The organism is Polaribacter sp. HaHaR_3_91 (assembly GCF_019278525.1).
In the GTDB taxonomy this organism is placed as follows: domain Bacteria; phylum Bacteroidota; class Bacteroidia; order Flavobacteriales; family Flavobacteriaceae; genus Polaribacter.
In genome coordinates this window covers 989,004-1,010,378 of the sequence record NZ_CP058986.1, presented here as the reverse complement: position 1 = coordinate 1,010,378, position 21,375 = coordinate 989,004, and the positions used below count along the sequence as shown (strand labels likewise).

22 protein-coding genes are annotated in these 21,375 nt (G+C 29.7%); 16 read left to right on the top strand and 6 right to left on the bottom strand.

The window, feature by feature from the left end; genetic code table 11:
- Positions 1 to 39: 39 nt before the first annotated feature.
- The 5 genes from accB to pdxA form a co-directional block, all read right to left on the bottom strand.
- Entirely contained in the window at positions 40 to 510 is a 471-nt protein-coding gene (accB, locus tag H0I27_RS04065; protein ID WP_208890249.1) for an acetyl-CoA carboxylase biotin carboxyl carrier protein, read from the bottom strand.
- Between the two features lie 25 nt (positions 511 to 535).
- Complete coding sequence (locus tag H0I27_RS04060) at positions 536 to 1,531, bottom strand: beta-ketoacyl-ACP synthase III (RefSeq protein ID WP_218732620.1); 996 nt, start codon at positions 1,529 to 1,531, stop codon at positions 536 to 538.
- A 154-nt stretch (positions 1,532 to 1,685) separates the two neighbouring features.
- Positions 1,686 to 1,883 (bottom strand): 50S ribosomal protein L32, encoded by a 198-nt coding sequence (gene rpmF / locus H0I27_RS04055; RefSeq protein ID WP_165733114.1) that lies wholly within the window; start codon positions 1,881 to 1,883, stop codon positions 1,686 to 1,688.
- Position 1,884: 1 nt separating this feature from the next.
- Entirely contained in the window at positions 1,885 to 2,421 is a 537-nt protein-coding gene (locus H0I27_RS04050; RefSeq protein WP_218732619.1) for a DUF177 domain-containing protein, read from the bottom strand.
- A gap of 71 nt (positions 2,422 to 2,492) precedes the next feature.
- Positions 2,493 to 3,527, bottom strand: a complete 1,035-nt coding sequence (gene pdxA, locus H0I27_RS04045) for a 4-hydroxythreonine-4-phosphate dehydrogenase PdxA (protein WP_218732618.1) — start codon at positions 3,525 to 3,527, stop codon at positions 2,493 to 2,495.
- A 59-nt stretch (positions 3,528 to 3,586) separates the two neighbouring features.
- Between pdxA and H0I27_RS04040 the strand changes: the two genes are divergently transcribed.
- The gene (locus tag H0I27_RS04040) at positions 3,587 to 4,171 is read left to right on the top strand and encodes a riboflavin synthase (RefSeq protein WP_218732617.1); all 585 of its coding nucleotides are present in this window, start codon (positions 3,587 to 3,589) and stop codon (positions 4,169 to 4,171) included.
- On the opposite strand, the gene H0I27_RS04035 is transcribed toward H0I27_RS04040, so the two are convergent.
- The gene (locus H0I27_RS04035; protein WP_218732616.1) at positions 4,161 to 4,340 is read right to left on the bottom strand and encodes a PID-CTERM protein-sorting domain-containing protein; all 180 of its coding nucleotides are present in this window, start codon (positions 4,338 to 4,340) and stop codon (positions 4,161 to 4,163) included. The genes H0I27_RS04040 and H0I27_RS04035 overlap by 11 nt on opposite strands.
- A 1,032-nt stretch (positions 4,341 to 5,372) precedes the next feature.
- On the opposite strand from H0I27_RS04035, the gene H0I27_RS04030 reads away from it, so the two are divergent.
- From H0I27_RS04030 to H0I27_RS03960, 15 genes are all read left to right on the top strand, one after another.
- Positions 5,373 to 6,671, top strand: a complete 1,299-nt coding sequence (locus tag H0I27_RS04030) for a phage integrase SAM-like domain-containing protein (RefSeq protein ID WP_218732615.1) — start codon at positions 5,373 to 5,375, stop codon at positions 6,669 to 6,671.
- 5 nt (positions 6,672 to 6,676) lie between these two features.
- Positions 6,677 to 7,942: a hypothetical protein gene (locus H0I27_RS04025; RefSeq protein ID WP_218732614.1), complete on the top strand. Its 1,266-nt coding sequence runs from the start codon at positions 6,677 to 6,679 to the stop codon at positions 7,940 to 7,942.
- A gap of 80 nt (positions 7,943 to 8,022) precedes the next feature.
- Complete coding sequence (locus H0I27_RS04020) at positions 8,023 to 8,313, top strand: hypothetical protein (RefSeq protein WP_218732613.1); 291 nt, start codon at positions 8,023 to 8,025, stop codon at positions 8,311 to 8,313.
- Positions 8,314 to 8,409: 96 nt separating this feature from the next.
- The gene (locus tag H0I27_RS04015) at positions 8,410 to 9,615 is read left to right on the top strand and encodes a primase-helicase family protein (RefSeq protein ID WP_218732612.1); all 1,206 of its coding nucleotides are present in this window, start codon (positions 8,410 to 8,412) and stop codon (positions 9,613 to 9,615) included.
- A 222-nt stretch (positions 9,616 to 9,837) separates the two neighbouring features.
- Positions 9,838 to 10,677 (top strand): toprim domain-containing protein, encoded by an 840-nt coding sequence (locus tag H0I27_RS04010; RefSeq protein WP_218732611.1) that lies wholly within the window; start codon positions 9,838 to 9,840, stop codon positions 10,675 to 10,677.
- A 117-nt stretch (positions 10,678 to 10,794) separates the two neighbouring features.
- The gene (mobC, locus tag H0I27_RS04005; RefSeq protein WP_092852172.1) at positions 10,795 to 11,133 is read left to right on the top strand and encodes a plasmid mobilization relaxosome protein MobC; all 339 of its coding nucleotides are present in this window, start codon (positions 10,795 to 10,797) and stop codon (positions 11,131 to 11,133) included.
- A 1-nt stretch (position 11,134) separates the two neighbouring features.
- Positions 11,135 to 11,749, top strand: a complete 615-nt coding sequence (locus H0I27_RS04000; protein ID WP_218732610.1) for a hypothetical protein — start codon at positions 11,135 to 11,137, stop codon at positions 11,747 to 11,749.
- On the top strand, positions 11,746 to 12,495 hold the full coding sequence (locus H0I27_RS03995) for a hypothetical protein (RefSeq protein ID WP_218732609.1): 750 nt from the start codon (positions 11,746 to 11,748) through the stop codon (positions 12,493 to 12,495). Before H0I27_RS04000 ends, H0I27_RS03995 begins: the two co-directional genes overlap by 4 nt.
- A gap of 431 nt (positions 12,496 to 12,926) precedes the next feature.
- Positions 12,927 to 13,496: a restriction endonuclease subunit S gene (locus tag H0I27_RS03990; RefSeq protein WP_218732608.1), complete on the top strand. Its 570-nt coding sequence runs from the start codon at positions 12,927 to 12,929 to the stop codon at positions 13,494 to 13,496.
- 210 nt (positions 13,497 to 13,706) lie between these two features.
- A complete protein-coding gene (locus H0I27_RS03985) occupies positions 13,707 to 13,931 on the top strand; it encodes a DUF2188 domain-containing protein (protein WP_218732607.1) in 225 nt (74 codons plus the stop codon).
- Between the two features lie 51 nt (positions 13,932 to 13,982).
- Entirely contained in the window at positions 13,983 to 15,467 is a 1,485-nt protein-coding gene (locus H0I27_RS03980; RefSeq protein ID WP_218732606.1) for a type I restriction-modification system subunit M, read from the top strand.
- 1 nt (position 15,468) lies between these two features.
- Complete coding sequence (locus H0I27_RS03975; RefSeq protein WP_218732605.1) at positions 15,469 to 16,701, top strand: restriction endonuclease subunit S; 1,233 nt, start codon at positions 15,469 to 15,471, stop codon at positions 16,699 to 16,701.
- Position 16,702: 1 nt separating this feature from the next.
- Complete coding sequence (locus tag H0I27_RS03970) at positions 16,703 to 17,440, top strand: DUF3800 domain-containing protein (protein WP_218732604.1); 738 nt, start codon at positions 16,703 to 16,705, stop codon at positions 17,438 to 17,440.
- Positions 17,440 to 17,952, top strand: a complete 513-nt coding sequence (locus H0I27_RS03965; protein WP_254713141.1) for a hypothetical protein — start codon at positions 17,440 to 17,442, stop codon at positions 17,950 to 17,952. The genes H0I27_RS03970 and H0I27_RS03965 overlap by 1 nt, the downstream gene beginning before the upstream one ends.
- Before the next feature lie 167 nt (positions 17,953 to 18,119).
- Complete coding sequence (locus tag H0I27_RS03960; RefSeq protein ID WP_218732603.1) at positions 18,120 to 21,374, top strand: type I restriction endonuclease subunit R; 3,255 nt, start codon at positions 18,120 to 18,122, stop codon at positions 21,372 to 21,374.
- Position 21,375 lies beyond the last annotated feature (1 nt).

The window sequence follows — 21,375 nt, the reverse complement described above, 5'->3', positions numbered from 1 at the left end:
GAACATCTATTCTATAATCAAAAATCTAAACTCTTTCTATTACGATGGGTCTACTAAGAATAATGGCTGATCAAATTCTACAGGAGAAGAATCATCCACTAATATTTTAACGATCTTACCTGAAACTTCAGATTCTATTTCATTAAATAATTTCATTGCTTCAATAACACAAACAGTATCTCCTACAGAAATATCTGTTCCTACTTCTACAAAATTAGGCTTATCTGGTGATGGTTTTCTATAAAAAGTTCCAATAATAGGAGACTTTACAGTAATATATTTAGAATCACCACTTTCCGCTACTACTGTATCTGCTGTAACAGGAGCTGCTGCAACAGGTTGTGCAACTTGAGGCATACCAGCCATCGGAGCTGCTTGTAAAATTGTTGTTTCTGTTTTACCAGAACCAGTTCTAATTGTAATCTTTACATCTTCCATTTCTAACTTTACCTCGCTAGCGCCAGATTTAGCTACAAATTTTATAAGATTTTGAATCTCTTTAATATCCATACTCATAATTGTTTAATTGTTGTGTTTATGAATTATACGCCCATTTTACGTAAGCTGCTCCCCATGTGAAACCGCCACCAAATGCCGCAAAAATTAAATTATCTCCTTTTTTTAATTGACTTTCATAATCTGCTAGTAAAAGTGGTAAAGTTGCAGATGTAGTATTTCCGTATTTTTGAATGTTCATCATAACTTTTTCTGATGGCACCCCTACTCTTTTAGCAATTGCTTCAATAATTCGTTTATTAGCTTGGTGTGCTACTAACCATTGAATATTTTTTTCTGTAAGATTATTTCTTTCTAATACTTTTCCGGCAACATCTGCCATATTAGAAACTGCATATTTAAAAACAGTTTTTCCTTCTTGATATACAAAGTGTTTATCTGACGCAACAGTTTCTTTAGTTGTTGGCATTAAAGAACCACCTGCCTCTATTCTCAAGAAGTCTCGTCCTATACCATCACTTCTTAAGTACTCGTCTTGCAGACCTAAGCCTTCATAATTTGGTTCAAACAAAGCAGCTCCCGCTCCATCACCAAAAATAATACAAGTAGCTCTATCTTTATAGTCTATTATAGAAGACATTTTATCTGCTCCTATTAACAATACTTTTTTATATCTACCAGACTCTATATAACTAGCTGCTGTAGACATACCATATAAAAAACTAGAACATGCTGCTTGCAAATCATAACCAAAAGCATTTACTGCTCCTATTTCTGATGCCACATAAGCCGCTGTAGATGCTATAGGTAAATCTGGAGTTGCAGTACCAATAATAATTAAATCTATTTCTGCAGGATCTACGTTTGACTTTTGTAATAATTCTTCCGCAGCTTTTATTGCCATGTATGAAGTACCTAAACCTTCTCCTTTTAAAATCCTTCTTTCTTTAATCCCTGTTCTACTGGTAATCCATTCATCATTAGTGTCTACCATGGTCTCTAACTCTTTATTAGTTAGAACATATTCAGGAACATACTTCCCTACTGCTGTAATTGCTGCAGTGATTTTTGTCATAATTTTAGTTGTTTTCCATGTGGTTAGGAAAATCAAAAGTAGTGAAATTTATTTCACTTTTTAAAGTAAAAATTATCAAAAGAATTAATTTCAACTTTAAAAACGCAAAAAAACCCTCAATTAATGAGGGTTTTAAAAAAAACTTTTGATTCTTTTATGCTTCTATTGCAGATGCCGATTCTAATACGATCTGTCCTCTATAGTATAATTTACCTTCATGCCAGTGAGCTCTATGATATAAGTGAGATTCTCCTGTTGTAGGGTCTGTAGCAATCTGCTGATAAGATGCCTTATAATGAGTTCTCCTTTTGTCTCTTCTAGTTTTGGATATTTTTCTCTTAGGATGTGCCATTTTATGTCTTTTTTTCTGTTATTAAATTCTTTAATTTATCCCACCTTGGGTCTGTCTCTTCAACAGTCTTTACTTCTTTTATTTCTAATTCTCTTAACTTATTTAATGCTTCAGAGTCCATTGTTCCATCTAAAACTTTTGGATGAACTCTTTTATTAGGAACTGATAATACAATCATTTCATAAATAAACTGAGCTACATTAAACTCATACGCCTCATGAGGTAATATTAAAATCTCCTCATTTTCATCATTAAATTCTGGTCCAAAGTTTACCACTAAAGGTAAAACTGCTTGAACATCTTGTTTATAAAGTTCGTTAGAAACATCACATGGTACTTCTACAAAACCATTGGCGGTAAAAGTTAATTCTAGTAACGTACTCTTCTTTATAAAATTTAATGATATTTTAATTGATGAACTTTCAAATTCATCAAAATTAAAAACATTAAAGAACGTATTGTTAATTTCATATTCAAACAAATGAATTCCTTCCTTTAATCCTACAAATTGTATGTCGAACTCCTTTAAGTCTTTCATTTCCAAATATCAATTAAGCGTGCAAAGATATAAAATTTTATTATTCTACACTCTTTTCTATTAAAAGTTTTTTATTTTACTAAAAGAGGACTTTTTGTGAGCTCTTTATATTCTTTTCTTGTCTTATAAATTTCGATAGCAGTAAATAATGCTTCTTTAAAAGAAGATGGGTTTGCTATGTTTTTCCCAGCTATATCAAAGCCTGTACCATGGTCTGGAGATGTTCTAATCTCACTTAAACCTGCCGTATAATTTACTCCACTACCAAAAGACAATGCTTTAAATGGCGCCAACCCTTGGTCATGATACGTTGCTAAAACACCATCAAATTGCTTATATGTTTCCGAACCAAAGAAACCATCTGCTGCATAAGGCCCAAAAACTAGCTTACCAGATTCTTTTATTTCATCTATAGTTGGCTTTATAATTTCATCATCTTCTACACCAATAACCCCCTTATCTCCACAATGTGGATTTAAAGATAAAACTGCTATTTTTGGTTTATTAATACCAAAATCTTGCACCAAAGAAGTATACATAGTACCTACTTTCTCTTTAATTAATGCTGGAGTTATGGATTCTGCAACTTTAGATATAGGAATATGACCGGTTATCAATCCTATTCTTAATGCATCCGTCATTAAAATCATTAAGCTCTTTCCTTCTAACTTATCTTCTAAATACTCTGTATGCCCCGGAAAATTAAAAGTATCAGATTGTATTGTTTCTTTATTAATTGGTGCAGTAACTAAAACATCTATCTTCTGTTCTTTTAAATGAGTAGTAGCTATCTCTAATGATTTCGCCGCATATTCTCCAGATTCTTTAGTCGCCTCACCTAATGCTACAGCAACTTCTTCTTTCCAAATATTTAATACATTAACCTTATTATGATTAACCTGCTCTATAGAGGTAATTCCATGAACAGGAGTCTCTGCACGTAATGCTTTTTTATGATAAGTAACTACCTTTGTACTTCCAAAAATAACTGGCGTACAAAAATCTAACATTCTTTTATCTTGAAAGGTTTTTAGAATAACTTCTAAACCTATTCCATTTAAATCTCCTATTGAAATACCAACTATAATTTTATCAGATTTATCCATAGTAACTCTTCTATTATTCCTATTTTTGAATATCACAAAAGTAACTAAATTTTACAAATATGTTTACCGGAATTATAGAAACCCTTGGTACAATAACAAATATTACAAAAGAACAAGACAACATTCATTTAACTGTAAAGAGTAATTTTACAAATGAATTAAAGATAGATCAAAGCGTTGCTCATAATGGCGTATGCTTAACTGTAGTAAATATTAAAAAAGATGAGTATACCGTTACAGCTATCAAAGAAACTTTAAACAAAACAAATATTGGTAGTTTATCTAAAACTGATTCTGTAAATTTAGAAAGAGGAATGAAATTAGGAGACAGATTAGACGGTCATCTAGTACAAGGCCATGTAGACCAAACAGCAACTTGTATAAATATTAAAAATGAAAATGGAAGTACCTTTTATACTTTTAATTATGATGCTTCTAATAAAAACATAACAATAGAAAAAGGATCAATTACAGTAAATGGAGTAAGTTTAACAGTGGTAAACTCTAAAAAGAATGAATTTAGTGTTGCTATAATACCTTATACGGCAGAAAACACAACCTTTAAGTTTTTAAAACTAAATGATTGTGTAAATTTAGAATTTGATGTTATTGGAAAATATGTTAGTAGACTTACTAATCCTTAACCTTCTTAACTCCGTAAATAATTCCTGAAACTATTAAGAAAATTAGACCTCCATCTATCGCTAAACCAGGTGGTGGTGGTGGTCCTGCAGGTGGCGGCACGTTTTGTGCACTAATTACATAAGTAAATGCTAGCATTATTATAAATGCGAAATGTTTTTTTTTTATCATTTTTATCCCCCCAGATTAAAATTAATATTAATTAAACTTTATACAAACTATACCACTTGTTAGAACAAATGTATATTTCTTTATTAATAAGAAGAAAAAAGCAATCTCACTTGATATTACATCAAAAAAAAAAAAAACACTTTTTTTCAACTCTTATAAAAACAATAAACTATTTTGAGTATCAGAATAGTATCTAATTGTTTTATGGTGCAAATATATATACTTTTCTTAATTAATCACAATTTTTCTCTTAAGTTTTAAATATAATTTGATTCCTCTATCCTCAACCTTATCAAAGAATCAAGTAACACAATTATACCCCAAATTTCATCTTAAACACACCACATTAATCATGACACTAATTAGTAGACCTGAATACCTACCATTGTCTAGCACTTCTAACAGCATTTATTGTATTCTTAATTTTACTATCAAATAAATAACTAAATTCGTGTTTGTTTACAGAAACACTAAATAGCAATTAGTCTGCGCACTCTACACTCTTACGTAAATTGTACTCGGATTTTATTTTTAAGTTCGAAAGTTGCAACGTTTATCAATTAAAAAAAAAAGAAATGGAATAGTGTTATCAATCTAAACTAATAAGTTTCTCTTTTCTATATTTCTTAGATATTTGAAATAAATCAGAAACAGTGATAGACCTATACTGTCTTCAGCATGACACTTTAATATGCTTTAGAATAAGAAAGAATTTTTTATTCCTTCTCCATAAAACGTCCTCTACTGGGTTATATCATTTATTTCTATATACTAAATATTCTTTATAGATTCTTCAGAGAACAATTTGATAACTTACATTAGTTTTACATTTGTCGTACAAAGGAATATTATAATCAATGTGCAAACGACATGAAAAATTAAACAAAAAAAAGCCTCTACATTTCTGTAAAGGCTTGCTATTAATGGTGGTCCCACTTGGACAAAGTTAGTTTTTTAATATTTTTTAACATACATTTACTACTGTTAATCAGTTTGTTACGAATGTAGTTGAATAGTTTTTAATGTAGTTGAATGTGTTTTAATTCATTTTACCCCCCCTATTCAACCCCCCAATTAAAAGGGGTAAAAAAATATAAAAAAATGAATTATTACTTTGAATTAAGAAAAGATAAAATAGATAAAAACGGTTTTGTTCCTATTAGATTAATTGTATCTGATAAAACAATAAGAATTAGAAAAAGTATTGGTGCAAAAACAAGAGTTAATGATTGGGATAATAACAATTACTATATTAAAAACGTAAAAGAGCAAGAATTCTATACTAAGATTGAGAGCTACAATAAATCAATTGGCTCTATAAAAGAAAAAGTAGACAAAATTTTTAAGTTTTTTGAGTATAACGAAATTCCATTTTCAAAAAACACATTCTTAGAAAAGTTTGAAAAATCAGAAGTAAAAGTTACAATTGATTTTTTTGATGCGTTTAAAGAATATATTGAAATATCAAAACTTACCAAAACAAACTCAACTATTACAAAAATTAAATCTGTAAGAAACTTTGTTACCGCTTTTAAAGAAGAGTCTTCATTTAATTTAAGGTTAGATAATATAGATTTTCGGTTCGAAGAATCTTTTATGGATTATTGTTTTAACACGAGAAAAACACTAAATAATTATTACGCAAAAATAATTAAGACTTTAAAGGCTTTTTTAAATTGGTGTTATGAAAGAGGTTATCATAATTCTTTAGAATTCAAAAAAATAAAATGCAAAGAGGATGATATAGAAGTAATTTACCTTACAATGGACGAGCTGACAAAACTTTACAAACATAAGTTTAAAAATGCTTCAATGGATAGGGCACGAGATATGTTCTGCTTCCTAGCATTTACAGGTCAAAGGCATATAGATATATACAGGCTTAAAAATGCAAATGTTGAAGGCGAGTATTTAAACTTTACTGTTCAAAAAACTAAAACTGTAGACCATCACGTTTATTTAATTAAACAAGCTAAGGAGCTTATTGATAAATATAAAGATACTATGTATTTCCCCATTCCTAGAATTACTTCTCAAAAACTAAATGAAAAAATACAAGAATGCTGTGAAGAAATTGAATTAACACAAGAAATGATTTTAACTCGATATATAGGAGCAAGAGAAATTTCACAAAGCTTTAGAAAGTGCGATTTAATCACCTCACACGCTGGACGTAAAACATTTATAACCAATAGTTTAATTTTACGAATCCCAGAAAGAGTGGTAAGAAGCATATCAAATCATAAAGATGAAAAAAGTTTTAGAAAGTATATAAATATTTCTGAAATTCACAAACAAAAAGAATTAGAAAGATGGAATTCAGTTTTTTAAGAAAGATGAAAACAAATAATCAAAAAGTAAATGAACAACCTAAATGTATTGTACTAAACAACTACATTATACAAACTGTTGACTTTATCTTAAAAGAAGACAATATTGATTATAAAAATACATTAATTACAATATTGAAAGTTATCAAATATGAAGAGTTTGATGAAATTATAACAACCATTAAATACAGTGATAAAACTAAATATAAGGAGCTAATTAAAGCCTCTGAAAATTTATCTATTTATAATGATACTCTGAAAAATTATAGATACGGTTTTAAAACAAGAATAGAAGATGACTTTTTAAAACTTCATAATGATTCTAAAGATAGTTTAAGTACAGGTGATTTAGTTGCATTCTTATTAAATCAACATTCTTATTACAAAAAAATAAATTCAGAAATAATAGTCCCTGCTATTAATTTAATTTTGGATGAAATAATTATTTCTTTAAAACAGAATATCCCACTTTTAAAACAAGAAATAAACCATCAATCATACTTACCTATTTCTAAAGCAATTTATGTATTTCTTATTTCTCCTAAAAAAGAAGCTATCAATAAGTTTAAAAATATTATTCGAAAAGACCTAGATTATAAGAATAATTCAGATTTTCAATATGAGTACTTTGTTACTGTAGATCGGTTTTTTAACAGATTAGATCTTGATTATATTCCTTATATAGAGAACATACCTGAGAAGCATGATTTTAAATTAGGAAAAAAAAGTAATTCTATAACCAAACCTGATATATCTGCTATAATAGATAAAGATGATTTTTTCAATATAAATATCCCTCTAATAAACTACGATACTACCAAATTAATAAACCCAAATACTGATTTTGATAATATGGTAGATTTTACAAAAATCCTATCAGCTTTGTTTGAATATTTTTACTCTAAAAATTATAATCAAAAATTAAAATTTGATTTAGGTAAAGTATTTATTGAAAACATTACACAACCTTATTCTAAATATCCCGACGATATTTTAATAAGAACCAGAGAAATTCTTAAAAAAATGTTTGCAAATGATTCAGAATTTAAGAAGCTATTTTTTACTTTTCTATATGTAGAGAAAGAAGCAGATAGAATTAATGGGTGGGTAAATAAGTTCCCGAAACTCCTAAACCACTACCTAGGTGGTTTAGAAAATCTAAAAGAAGGAACAATTAAGAGGTATTTTTTCAATACCGAAAAAAATCCTGTTATTGGATTTCAAAAAGAAATTAATGATTTCATAGAAAAAGAACTAAACATAACGCACTGACAATCAACACTGGTTATACTTGGTCAAAGCATATTCTGTTTTATTAAAATAAATTGCAGCAAATTAAAAAACATAAAAATATGCCTAAATTTATTAAAGACGATTCGAAAGAATTAAAAGAAACAACAGTAGTAGAGAATACAGCTAAAACAGAAAAAGAAATTTTATCTCCTTTGTATTTCCCACCTCAAGACGACCAAATGCGTCAAAAAGATGTCGCAACAATGTTTGGAAAATCTATACAAACAATCTGCTCTTGGACAAAGCTAAACAAAATACCCTATTTTAGGTTAGGTGATTATCCTATATACTCTAGGAAACAACTAATCTTATTTGCTTCAAAAAACCACAAACTTATTTCTAACAAATAAAAAAAGCAACGAGGTACAAACTCATTGCTTTTTTATGTTTTTTCTATTACATTATTAATAACGTATAGTACAAATATACGTATAAACTCAATAAATATGTCAGATATACCATATTTAAGGATTGGTACATCCTATTATAAAATCGTTCAAGTACCAACAATAAACAATCAGTTCAATGAAGCTTTAATAAAATGGGATGTTTCTACAATCATACAAGACCATGGCAGGAAGTATTTAGATGATATTCCTAAATATCATGGTAAAATATGTTTCCCTGATCATTTTGATTTTTCTAAAGAATTTTATGGGTTTTACAATACCTATTCTCCGTTAAACCATACACCAAAAGAAGGTGGTGTTAAAAACACTATTAAGTTTTTTAATCACATTTTTGGTTCACAGTTTGAACTTGGGCTAGATTATTTTAAGCTTTTATATGAGGTTCCAACACAAATACTCCCTGTTCTATGTTTGGTTAGTAAAGAACGTTCTACAGGTAAAAGTTCATTTTTAAAATATTTAAAAGAAGTATTTGGACAGAATATGAGTTACTTGGATAGTCACTCCTTAAACAGCAATTTCAACTTGGATTGGGGAAACAAACTACTACTTGGTTTAGACGAAGCTTTTCTTCAAAAAGAGGAAATAACGGAAAAAATAAAATATCTCTCCACATCAAATAAAAATAAGATTGAGGCTAAGGGTAAAGAACGATTTGAAGTAGACTTTTTTGGTAAGTTTATTATGTGTAGCAACAAAGAAAATTCATTCATTAAAATTGATTCTGATGAGATTAGATTTTGGGTAATTAAAGTTCCTGTAATCAAACAAGAAGATGTTAATTTTCTAGATAAGTTAATTGATGAAATTCCAGCCTTTCTACATTTTATTAAAAATAGAAAATTTGCTAGTGAAAGAAAAACTAGAATGTGGTTTACTGCACAACAAATTTATACTCCTGCGCTTAAAAAACTAGTAAACAATAATAGAAATAGAGCGGAAAAAGAAATAGCACACCTTCTTTTAAGTGTTATGGAGAAATTTGAGTTAGAAGAAGTACACTTTAGTTTGATGGATTTATTAAATGCGCTTACAAAAACAAGAGTTAAAACGGATTTAACACAACTTCGTGCGTTATTAAAAAAAGAGTGGAAAATTGAGCGAAAAAACAACTCTTTTAACTATCAAAAATTTGTTATTCTTAGTGATGGAGAAATCATACTTGTAGACACAAAAGGAAGGTATTTCACCATCAAAAAAAGTTTTTTAGGTAAAAACTTTGATGATTTGATGACGGACTAGCCTATATATACTCTTAGATCAATAATAATAAGGGACTAAGCCGTCATCAAAACCGTCATCAAAGCGTCATCAATAAAAAAAATGATGACATGTTTAAAAAAAATCTGATGACCTGATGACAAGTTGATGACGCAACTTTCCCTTTACTGTAAAGAGATTCAAGAGTATCGTCATCAAATCATCAACTTTTAGATATTCTTCATACGCATAATACAAACAAAAATGAATTGTAAAAAAGCAAAACAAATAGACCTAGTTTCTTACCTAAAAAAACAAGGATTTAGAACAGGCAAAACCAATACAAAAGATGTTTGGTTTTATTCTCCTTTTAAAGAAGAGAAAACACCATCTTTTAAAGTTAATACTACTAAGAACATATTCTTTGACCATAGTTCTGGTATTGGAGGAACCATCATTGATTTTGTAACAAATTACAATAATTGTTCAATCAGAGAAGCCTTAGTTATTTTATCCGAAGGTTCTTTTTCTTTTCACCAGCAAAAAAAACAAATTATCATTGAACCAGAACCAACCTACTCTATTAAAAAAGTAACCGAATTAACGAATCAAAATTTATTGGATTATTTAAGCAGCAGGAAAATCAATTTACAATTTGCAAAACAATTTTGTTTTCAAGTTCATTACTCTTTTTCTAATGGAAAAGAAAACTACGGAATTGGATTTATGAATAATGTTGGTGGATTAGAAATTAGAAATGAATTTTTTAAAGGTTGCTTAGGTAAAAAAGAAATTACAACCATAAATAATAATTCTAACGTTGTTTCAATATTTGAATCTTGGTCTGATCTGCTCTCATATTTTTCTATAAAAAATGAAATTCCGAAAGAAAACTTTATCATACTTAACTCTACTTCTTTAGTAAAGAAAACAATGGGTTTATTAAATAAATATTCTGTAATAAAATTATTTATGGATAACGATGAGGCAGGAAATAAAGCTACCGATTTTTTAATAGAAAATGCAAATGGTAAAATTATAGACAGCAGAATCCAATATAAAAATTACAATGACTTAAATCACTATTTAGTGAATCGAAATTAATGCGGTCAGTTATTTGCAAGGTGTGGCTAATGTTCACGAAAAGTGCACATTAACCAAACCTTGCTATTCGCATAAAAATGCTCATAGAAAAAAAACAAACTAAAAAAATATAAAATAATGAATAATCAAAATAAGACTAGAATGGTATTCTATTTAGATTTTAATGATAAAATTCTACTAAATAATCAATGTGAATTATTACAAGTGAAAGCCTCTTTCTACATCCGACAATGTGTACTTGAGAAACTAGGGAAACCAATTTTAGAAGTAAAACAAAAACAATTAGAAACCAAAAATTACATATTACAACTTTTTAAAATAGGTAATAATTTAAATCAAATCTCTCGTAAATTAAATTCTGGAATCAAGTTAAAATTAACAGATGAAGATTTAATAATAAGTGATATTGAAGAGTTAAAAAAACACATTATTGATATAAAATCGAAACTTAACTAACATGGAAGAAAGTAAAAAAGTATTGTATTTAATGCAAAACGTATGTGACAAATTAGATACTCTAGAAAGTAATATTAACACTATAAGAGAAGATAAAATTGACAACAAAATTTTTGGAGAATTCATAGAATCACAAAAACAAATACTTATGAAGCAACATAAGTTAAATATAAATCAAACAAGTGCATTTCTTAGTATCATAAAAATAGAAGAATCTATAAAATCATTAAGTAATGAACCAAACATAATTAATCAAAAAAAAGAATATTATCTGTTTGGTAAAGACTCTCCGTTTACATCTAAACTTTTGCTTTCAATTATCACTTTTATTTTAATAGCTTTTTCTGGGTTTAAGTACATACCAAGTTATCTAAATGAAAACAGTGAACTTAAAACCGAAAGAGACGAATATAAGTTGTTCTACGAGTATTTTTTTTTAGATGCTTATTCTAAAAATAATAAAACATCTAAAAACATTGCTTCAATACTAAATGATATTCAGCAAAAAGACACGGTATTATTACGGTATGTGCATAAACTAAGTAAACAATACAATACTCAACTAAAAAAAGAAGCTTTAGAAAAACAATTAGAGAACTTAGAAAAAGGAAGATGATAACAAAGCTACAAAGTATTTCTTTTACCAAAAACGCTTTATTGTACTGTGAAAAAGGTGGAGAAGTTTTAACTACCAATAAATGTTTTGGTAATGCAAATGATATTTATAATCAAATGAAAGAAAAAGAAACACAGAATGATAGATGTACTAATAAAACGTTTCATATAAAAATTAGAGCAGCTCCAGAAGATAAAGGCAAGTTAAACAATCAAGATTGGATTGATATTGCCAATAGATATGCTTTAAAAATAGGTTTTCAAGACAATATGTTTGCAGTTTATCTACATGAAAAAAACACAGATAAAGAACATATTCATATAGTGAGTACAAGGATTGGGGATAATAATTTAGCGATCTCAAATAGCTATACACATTATAAAAGTCAAGATTTTTCTAGAGTAATAGAAAAAGAATATAACTTACGAAAAGTTGGTAGAAAGCTTGAAGCATTAAAAATGAATCAAGAGTTTATTCCTAATAACAAACATACTACAGACCTTAAGGAAGCTATTTTTTCTGCAATAGATATTTCAGATAGTATTGAAGATGTTGTTTTTATCCTTAAAAATAAAAATATACAAACTAAAATAGGTCGTGGTATTTCTTTTACAGATGCTAAAGGAGTAAGAAAAAAAGGCTCTGAAATAGATAGAAAACTATCTTTAAGAGGTATTGAGAAACTTTTATCTTACGAACAACAAGAAAAACGAATGAATAAAAAAAACAGGGGTTTTAAAATGTGAATTTTTGATTAAAACATAGAACAATGTATAAAGCTATAAATATCTATTTATAGCTTTATACTTTTGTAGTTTTATATACTTAGAACTTTCTTTTTTATATAAATGCACTTTTATACTTTTATATAAAAAGATAAACAGTACGTGACGCCTGCCGCTTAGGCTCATTTTAAAAATCAGTTGATTTTTGCTAGTTAAATTAAATAAAAATCAACTGATTTTTAAAACGGAAAAACTAATTCTCTAGATGTATCTAAAAGATAAATATTTTATTATTGAATTACACTAAAAAAAACACAACATAACTTGCTTAAAATCAGTGAATTATATTTTTTACATAAATTAGAAATCAATTACAAAGAAAAATACTTGTTTTTTAACTGTAAATATCACTATCTTTGTATCAAATTAGAAAACGATTACAAAGAAATTTTATGACAAACATTAATCAAATAGCAGAAGTTCAATTTGGACTTTATAAGAAAAAAAGCAAGGATGGAGATACCAAATATCTTACTACTGGCCATTTTGATAATTTCTTAAATCCAACGCTATTTGATGATAGTTTCATCAAAATTACAGGTAAAGATACAAAATTTTTACTACAACCTAATGATGTGATTCTTACTGGAAAAGGACAACGAATTTTTGCTTGGAGTTACAATGAGTCATTTGGCAAAGTTGTTCCTAGCTCATTATTTTACATTATTAGAGCAGATGCAACATTGATTGACAGTCGCTATTTGGCTGCTGTACTTAATTCTGAACGAAAAAGATACGAGTTAGAATTACTTGGTGTGGGATCTTCTATAACATCTATTGCCAAAAACGATGTTTTAGATTTTGAAATACCATTACCGAGTTTAGAAGAACAACAAAAAGTTATTGATGTACTAGATCTTCTTGAAGAAGAAATAGCATTAACAAATCAACTATTAGAAAAGAAAAAAGCGCTGAAAAAAGGAATTTTAAACGAATTAATAACAAATAAAATTAAACTGTAAGACATAAAAAAAGCCTTTAAAGCTGGTCGCCTTGAAGACTTTAGATTGGTATTGTTTGCACTCAGTGGCTTGTCACCGAACTGATAAAAACAATGTTCTTGGAAAAACAAAAATATACCAATCTTATGACATATCCTAATTACGATGTGCACAGACTCGGATTCACACACTCTACGCCGAGATATTGAGTGTATTTAAAATTAAAGTAAAATGAGTAACACTAGACACGTAGTTCCAAATCCAGATGGTGGTTGGGACTCTAAAAAAGGAGGTTCTGAAAGAGCTTCAAAACATTTTGATAAGAAACAAGATGCAGTAGATTATAGTAGAGAATTGTCTAAAAAACAAAAAACAGAATTAGTCATTCATAAAAAGGATGGTAAAATTCAAAGAAAAGATTCTCACGGAAATGACAAATTTCCGCCAAAAGGATAATTAACTAAACAGGAGCGATACTAAGTTATCGCTCCTTTAAAAAAATAAAAAATGAGTAAACTAACACAAAGTGATATAAATAATAAAGTATGGAAAGCCTGCGATACCTTTAGAGGTACAGTAGATGCAGGGCAATATAAAGACTACATACTTACAATGCTTTTTATTAAATACATAAGCGATGTAAATAAAGAGAAGAAAGCCGAATACGAGAAAAAGTATAATGGAGATAAAATGCGTATAGAAAGAGCTTTAAAACACGAACGTTTTTCGTTGCCTGAAAAGTCGTCTTTTGATTATCTATATGAAAAACGTAACGAAAGCAATTTAGGTGACATTATTAATATTGGACTAGAAGCCTTAGAAGAAGCCAATAGAAGCAAACTGGAAAAGGTATTTAGAAACATCGATTATAATAGTGAAGCTAATCTTGGAGAAACAACAGATAGAAACAGACGTTTACAGCATCTTCTAAATGATTTTAAAGCTTTAGACTTAAGACCTTCTAATCTAAATAATAACGATGTTATTGGTGATGCTTACGAGTATTTAATAGGGAACTTTGCTGCTGGCGCAGGTAAAAAGGCTGGTGAATTCTATACAGCTTCACAAGTATCGCAATTATTGGCAAAATTAGTAGAACCAAAAGCAGGAGATCGTATTTGCGACCCAACCTGTGGTTCTGGCTCGTTATTACTTAAAGTAGCCAAAGAAGTGGGCAGTAATAATGTATCTTTAAATGGACAAGAAGTAAATGGTTCTACCTATGCATTGGCACGTATGAATATGTTCTTACACGAAATGGACAATGCTACTATTGAATGGGGAGATACACTAAACTCTCCTAAATTGGTAGATAATGATGCTTTAATGAAATTTGATATTGTCGTAGCCAATCCACCGTTTTCTTTAGATAAATGGGGAGCAGAAGATGCACCGTCAGATAGATACAGTCGTTTTCATAGAGGTGTTCCACCTAAAAGCAAAGGCGATTATGCATTTATTACGCATATGATAGAAACCTTAAACGAACACGGAAAAGCGGGCGTTATTTTACCTCACGGAGTTCTTTTTCGTGGTAGTAGCGAAGGTAAAATACGTAAGCAACTTATTGATGAAAATTTATTAAAAGCTGTGGTTGGTTTGCCCGCAAATTTATTTTATGGTACAGGTATTCCTGCCTCTATTTTAATTTTTGACAAAAATAAAGGAGACAATACAGAGATACTTTTTATTGATGCCAGTAATGAGTTTGAGAATGGTAAAAACCAAAACCGATTACGTGATGAAGATGTTGACAAAATTTACAACACCTTTTCTCAATGGAAAACAGTTGATAAATACAGTCATATTGCCAAATTAGAAGAAATACAAGAGAACGATTACAACCTTAATATCCCTAGATATGTTGATACGTTTGTAGAAGAAGAGCCTGTTGATATTGTAGAAACTCAAAAAGAGATAGTTGAGCTGAAAGCGAAATTAATCGAGGTGGAATCTCAGATGGAGGTTTATCTTAAAGAAATGGGTTATTAAGATGGACAATATTAATTCTACTATTCCAGATACTTGGGAACTAATAAAACTTGGTGAGATAACAACCTACACCAAAGGGTATGCTTTTAAATCAATTAATTATATAAGTGAAGGCACAAGAGTAATTAGAATTTCAGATACAAATGCACATTCGATAAAAGAAGAAAATCCTATTTTCATTAGCAATGAAGATGGACAATATGATAAGTGGAAATTAATAGAGAATGACCTTGTTTTCACCACTGTTGGGTCTAAGCCACCTATGTACGATTCTATGGTAGGAAAAGTTATAAAAGTGCATAAGAAACAAGAGGGAGCTTTATTGAATCAAAATGCGGTCATCCTAAGAGGACTGAAATCCAAAGTAAATCAACACTATTTATACCATAATTTTAAGTTAAAGAAATATTTAAACTTTATTGAAACAATAGTTAGGGGAAATGCTAATCAGGTTAGTATTACGTTAAAAGAGTTATTTAATTACGTAATACCATTACCACCACTAAAAGAGCAAAAAAAAATAGCCGAAATCCTCTCACAATGGGATGAAGCCATAGAAACCACACAAAACCTTATTGAAAAATTACAAGTACGTAAAAAAGGTTTAATGCAAGAGTTGTTATCTGGTAAAAAACGTTTACCTGGATTTAGTGAGGAGTGGGAATTAACAGAACTAAAAACTCACTTAATTAAACATTCAGAAGTTAGTACAGAATCAAGTCAATACCCCGTTTTAACTTCTTCCAGAAGAGGTATATTTTTTCAAACAGATTATTATACAAGAGAGGTTGCAAGTAAAGACAATACTGGTTACAACGTCGTGCCTCGTGGTTATTTTACATATCGACATATGAGTGATGATCTGATTTTTAAGTTCAACATCAACACATTATGCGATAAAGGAATAGTAAGTACACTTTATCCTGTATTTACAACTAAGGAAACTTTAGAAAAAGAGTACCTATTAAATGTATTGAATGAAGGTGAAGAGTTCAAAAGGTACGCCTTGAAACAAAAGCAAGGTGGTTCTAGAACTTATATGTATTTCGGTAAACTCGAAAAGTTGAGGATTCCTCTACCAAAAATAGAAGAGCAAAGAGCTATAATTAATTTCATCAATACTTTACAGAGTGAGATAGATGAGTATAATAATTTGTTGAGAACACAAGAAGAACAGAAAAAAGGTTTAATGCAGCAATTATTAACGGGTAAAAAGCGTGTAACAATAGATTAATATGGCAGAAATATACCAGCATAATATTTATATAGATGAAAGTTGCCATTTAGAAAACGACATACACCCATTAATGTGTATTGGTTATACAAAAATAGCAGCTAAAGATTATGAGCTGTATAAAAATGAGTTAAAAAAAATCAAGCTTACACATAAAACACCTACAGAACTAAAGTGGAATAAGCTTTCTAATAACCGCTTGCCCTTTTACAAAGCCATTATAGATTTCTTTTTTGATAGCAATATTGAATTTAGAGCCATTTTAGTCAAAAACAAAGCCCAGTTAGACCATACTAAGTTTAACAGAGGAGATCATAATTCTTTTTATTATACACTGGTATTTTTATTACTTAGAAACCCTTGGGTAAATTATCTAGAAAATCCACATAAAGTTATTTTGGACATTAAAGATACACGTGGTAAGGAGCGTTTAACCAAATTAGATACTCGTTTAAATGAAGAATACAAGCAAAAATACAATAGAGATTCTCCTTTTAATTTTTTTCAACACATCCGTTCAGACGAGAGTGAGTTTTTACAACTAGCAGATTTTTTTATAGGTGCTATTACTTACAAAGCAAGAGGTCTGCATTTGCTAGAAAAATCATCGCAAGTTAAAAAAGAAGTGGTAGCCTATTTAGAACAAAAATCAGGCTATCAATTAGATGACGGCACTGCACCTTTTGAAGAAAAGTTTAATATTTTCGATTTTCAAATTCAAACTCAAAACAAGCAATAATGAATTATTTTGAGGAAGAACACGAATTAGATATTGTAGACGATCTGTTTGAATATTTAGATTTAGACGGTCCAGATAAAGAACAAATGTATCAGCTTTACGGTGTATTTAAAAAAGATATGATTGATGAGCCTATTTTCATCAATAACGTACAAGTGGTCTATGATAAAAAAAAATCTAGACATTACCTATTTAAAGGAAAACCTGTAGGTTTTGAACATATCTGCACACGGGAAAGTAAGCATTCCAAAAAACGATATTTTGACCCTGAGAGAACTAATAAAATTCACTGGATAAAGCCTGTAGTTCATTTTAAAGAAGATACGAGAGTTCGTTATTTTGAACGTGAACATCACAATGGTAAAAACCAACAATATTATTGGTTACACGAAAAAGATTATGTGGTAATTATTAGAGAGGTAACCGAAAAATTGCAATTAGTTACAGCGTTTAAAGTAGATAATTTAGAAAAACCTAGGTTTAACAATTGGTATAATGATTACCAAAAATAAAGGCAAAAAAAAACCTCACTTCGTAAGCGAGGTACGTATCTTAAGGCAATACGACTGATGCAACAAGTGCTAAGCCAAGTCCTTTACCCTTTGGGTAATGACATTGCAAAATTACACAAATTTGCATTATAAACAAAGTTATTAACAATTATATTAAAAAACACACTATGAGTACACCATCATATTTAGAAGACAATGTATCTCAAATACCTGCGTTGCAATTGCTCATCAATATGGGCTATACCTATGTAAGTCCTAAAAAAGCAGAACAATGGAGAGGCGGGAAATCGCAAGTATTGTTTACAGAAATATTACGTACTCAGCTAGCTAAAATTAACACTATTCATCGTCGTGGTAAGGAGTATGCTTTTTCAGATGCTAATATAAATTCGGCTGTTATAGCCGCAAAAGACTTACCTATACAAGATGGTTTTATAAATGCAAACAAAGCATTTTATGATTTAATTACGCTAGGTAAAGCCTTTGAACAAAGTATTGATGGCGATAAAAAAAGTCATACTATAAAGTACATAGATTGGGTAAACCCTAAAAATAACGTATATCACGTTACAGAAGAATTTCCTGTACTTAGAACAGGCAGAACAGATACTTATAGACCAGATTTGGTATTATTCGTAAACGGTATCCCAACGGTAATTATAGAATGCAAAAGTCCCTCATTAAACGGCACAAAACCACCAGTAACTCTAGCTATAGAACAACATACAAGAAATTTTAGTAAAGATGGAATCAGGTCATTATATGTCTATTCTAATTTACTCTTAAGTATAGCTACTAATAAAGGTAGTTATGCAACTACTGGAACAAGTAAAGAGTTTTGGGCAAAATGGACAGAGCAATTTGCCTCAAGCGAAACAGAAAAAAAGTATTGGACAGCACTCAATAAACTCAAAAATAAAAGGTTAGAAGAAGACCAAAAAAATATGGTTTTTGAAGAAAGAGCGGAGTATGTGCGTAAAAACTTTGATGGCATTGATACTGAAGATAGATTACTTACAGAGCAAGACAAATTACTATATAACTTGTGTCGTCCAGAACGATTACTGGACTTGATTTTAAACTTCACTCTTTATGATGATGGTATAAAGAAGATAGCGAGATATCAACAATATTTTGCGGTTAACAACACTATTAATCGTGTCACTAAATTTGACAATACAGGAAAGCGTAAAGGAGGTGTTATTTGGCATACACAAGGAAGTGGTAAATCATTAACTATGGTGATGCTTGCACAAATGTTGGCGTCTAATCCACATATTTCAAATCCAAAAATAATTTTAGTTACAGACCGTGTAGACCTTGACGACCAAATTTCAGACACCTTTAAAAAGTGTAAAAAAGAAGTTCGTCAAGCTAAAACAGGTTCGCATCTCACGGAACTACTCGAAGATAATAGTGATGCTATTATAACAACCATTATTAACAAGTTTGAAGCAGCTGTAAAAAACAACAAGAAACCGTTTACTTCATCAGATATTTTTGTGTTAATAGATGAAGGTCACAGAACGCAATACGGAACATTTAATGTAAGTATGCAGCGTGTATTTCCTAATGCTTGTTTTCTAGCCTTTACAGGAACACCTTTAATGAAAAAGGAAAAAAGTACTGCTAGTAAATTTGGTGGTTATATTGGTAAAGCATACACTGTAAAAGATGCTGTTGAAGATGGTGCTGTAGTACCATTATTATATGAAGGAAGGCATACACATATAATGTTAAATGAAGCTCCTTTAAACACCTACTTTGAAAAACTAGTAGAGCGTAATAATCTTTCAGAACGTGGGCGTGCAAAGTTGAAACAAAAATTCAATACTGTAAATGAATTGAATAAAGCAGATGAAGTTATTATGTGCAGAGCATTAGACATTAGCGAGCATTATACAGCATTTTTTCAAACACATAATGACAATTATAAACCAAAAGCACAATTAGTAGCACCTACCATAAAAGCAGCTTTAAAATACAAAGAATTTTTAGATGAAATCGGAATGGTGGATTCTGAGGTTGTAGTAACGCAATCTGACCAAAGAGAAGGAACAGAAGATGGTTATTTTAATGAAAACGAAGACAAAAGAAGAGAAGACACCTATCTCAATGCGATGATAGATAAGTATGGTGATCTAAAGAAATACGAAAAAAGTATCATCAATCAGTTTAAAAAACGTGATAAACCAGAAATACTAATAGTTGTTGCAAAGCTTTTAACTGGTTTTGATGCACCAAACAATACCGTTTTATATTTATGCCGTTCGCTTAAAGAACACACATTATTGCAAGCCATAGCACGTGTAAATCGTGTTTATCCCGGTAAAGATTATGGTTATATTGTAGATTATTATGGTAATCTTGAAAATTTGGATACTGCTTTAAGTACCTATTCAAATTTAGATGGATTTGAAGAAGAAGACTTAGAAGGCACACTAACCAATATTAAAGATGAGATTGCCAAACTACCGCAAGCACACTCAGAATTGTGGGATATTTTTAAAACTTTAAAAGGAAAACATTTAGAAACAACTGCATATGAAGAACACTTGTCGCCTGAAGATGTGAGAAACAATTTTTACACTAAAGTGTCTCAGTTCGCAAGACTTTTAAAACTAGCACTTTCTTCGGTGGATTTTGTTACCAATACAGATATAAAGAAGATAGATAACTACAAGCAAGATGCAAAGTTCTTTCTAAAATTACGTGTAGATGTTACTAGACGTTACAATGATGATATTGCATATAAAGAGTTTGAACCACAAATTCAGAAACTTATTAATAAGCATATTACAACTGATGGCGAAATAATGAAAATTACTGAGTTAGTTGATATATTTAACAAAGAGGAACGTGATGCACAGGTAGAAAACATTAAGGGAAAAGCTGCTCAAGCAGACCATATCGCTAGCAGAACGGTTAAGGCTATTAATTTAAAAATGCAAGAAGATCCTATTTATTATAGAAAACTTGCAGACCTTATAAAAGAGACTATTGCAGCTTATCATCAAAAACGTATAGACGAAGCAGAATATTTAAAAAAAGCTAAGGAAAACGAAGATAAATTCTTTAATGGTCGCTCAAAAGATGCACCAGATGAGTTGGCAGACAATACAGTTGCATTAGCGTTTTACAACTTTAGTAGGTCAATATTTGAAAATGTGGAGTTATTAAATACACCATTTCATATTGAAGTAAGTTTAGCGATTGATAAAACTGTAAAGGAACATATTTACTTAAACGAGAAAAAGATTATTGATTGGCATAAAAATGAAGATATCACAGGGAAAATAAATATCGAATTAGGAGACGTAATTTATGATTTACATCAGAAATTTGACATTGACACAGACTGGGATAAAATAGATTACCTCATTAGTGAGTGCTTGAAAATTGCAATACTTAAATACAAGTAAC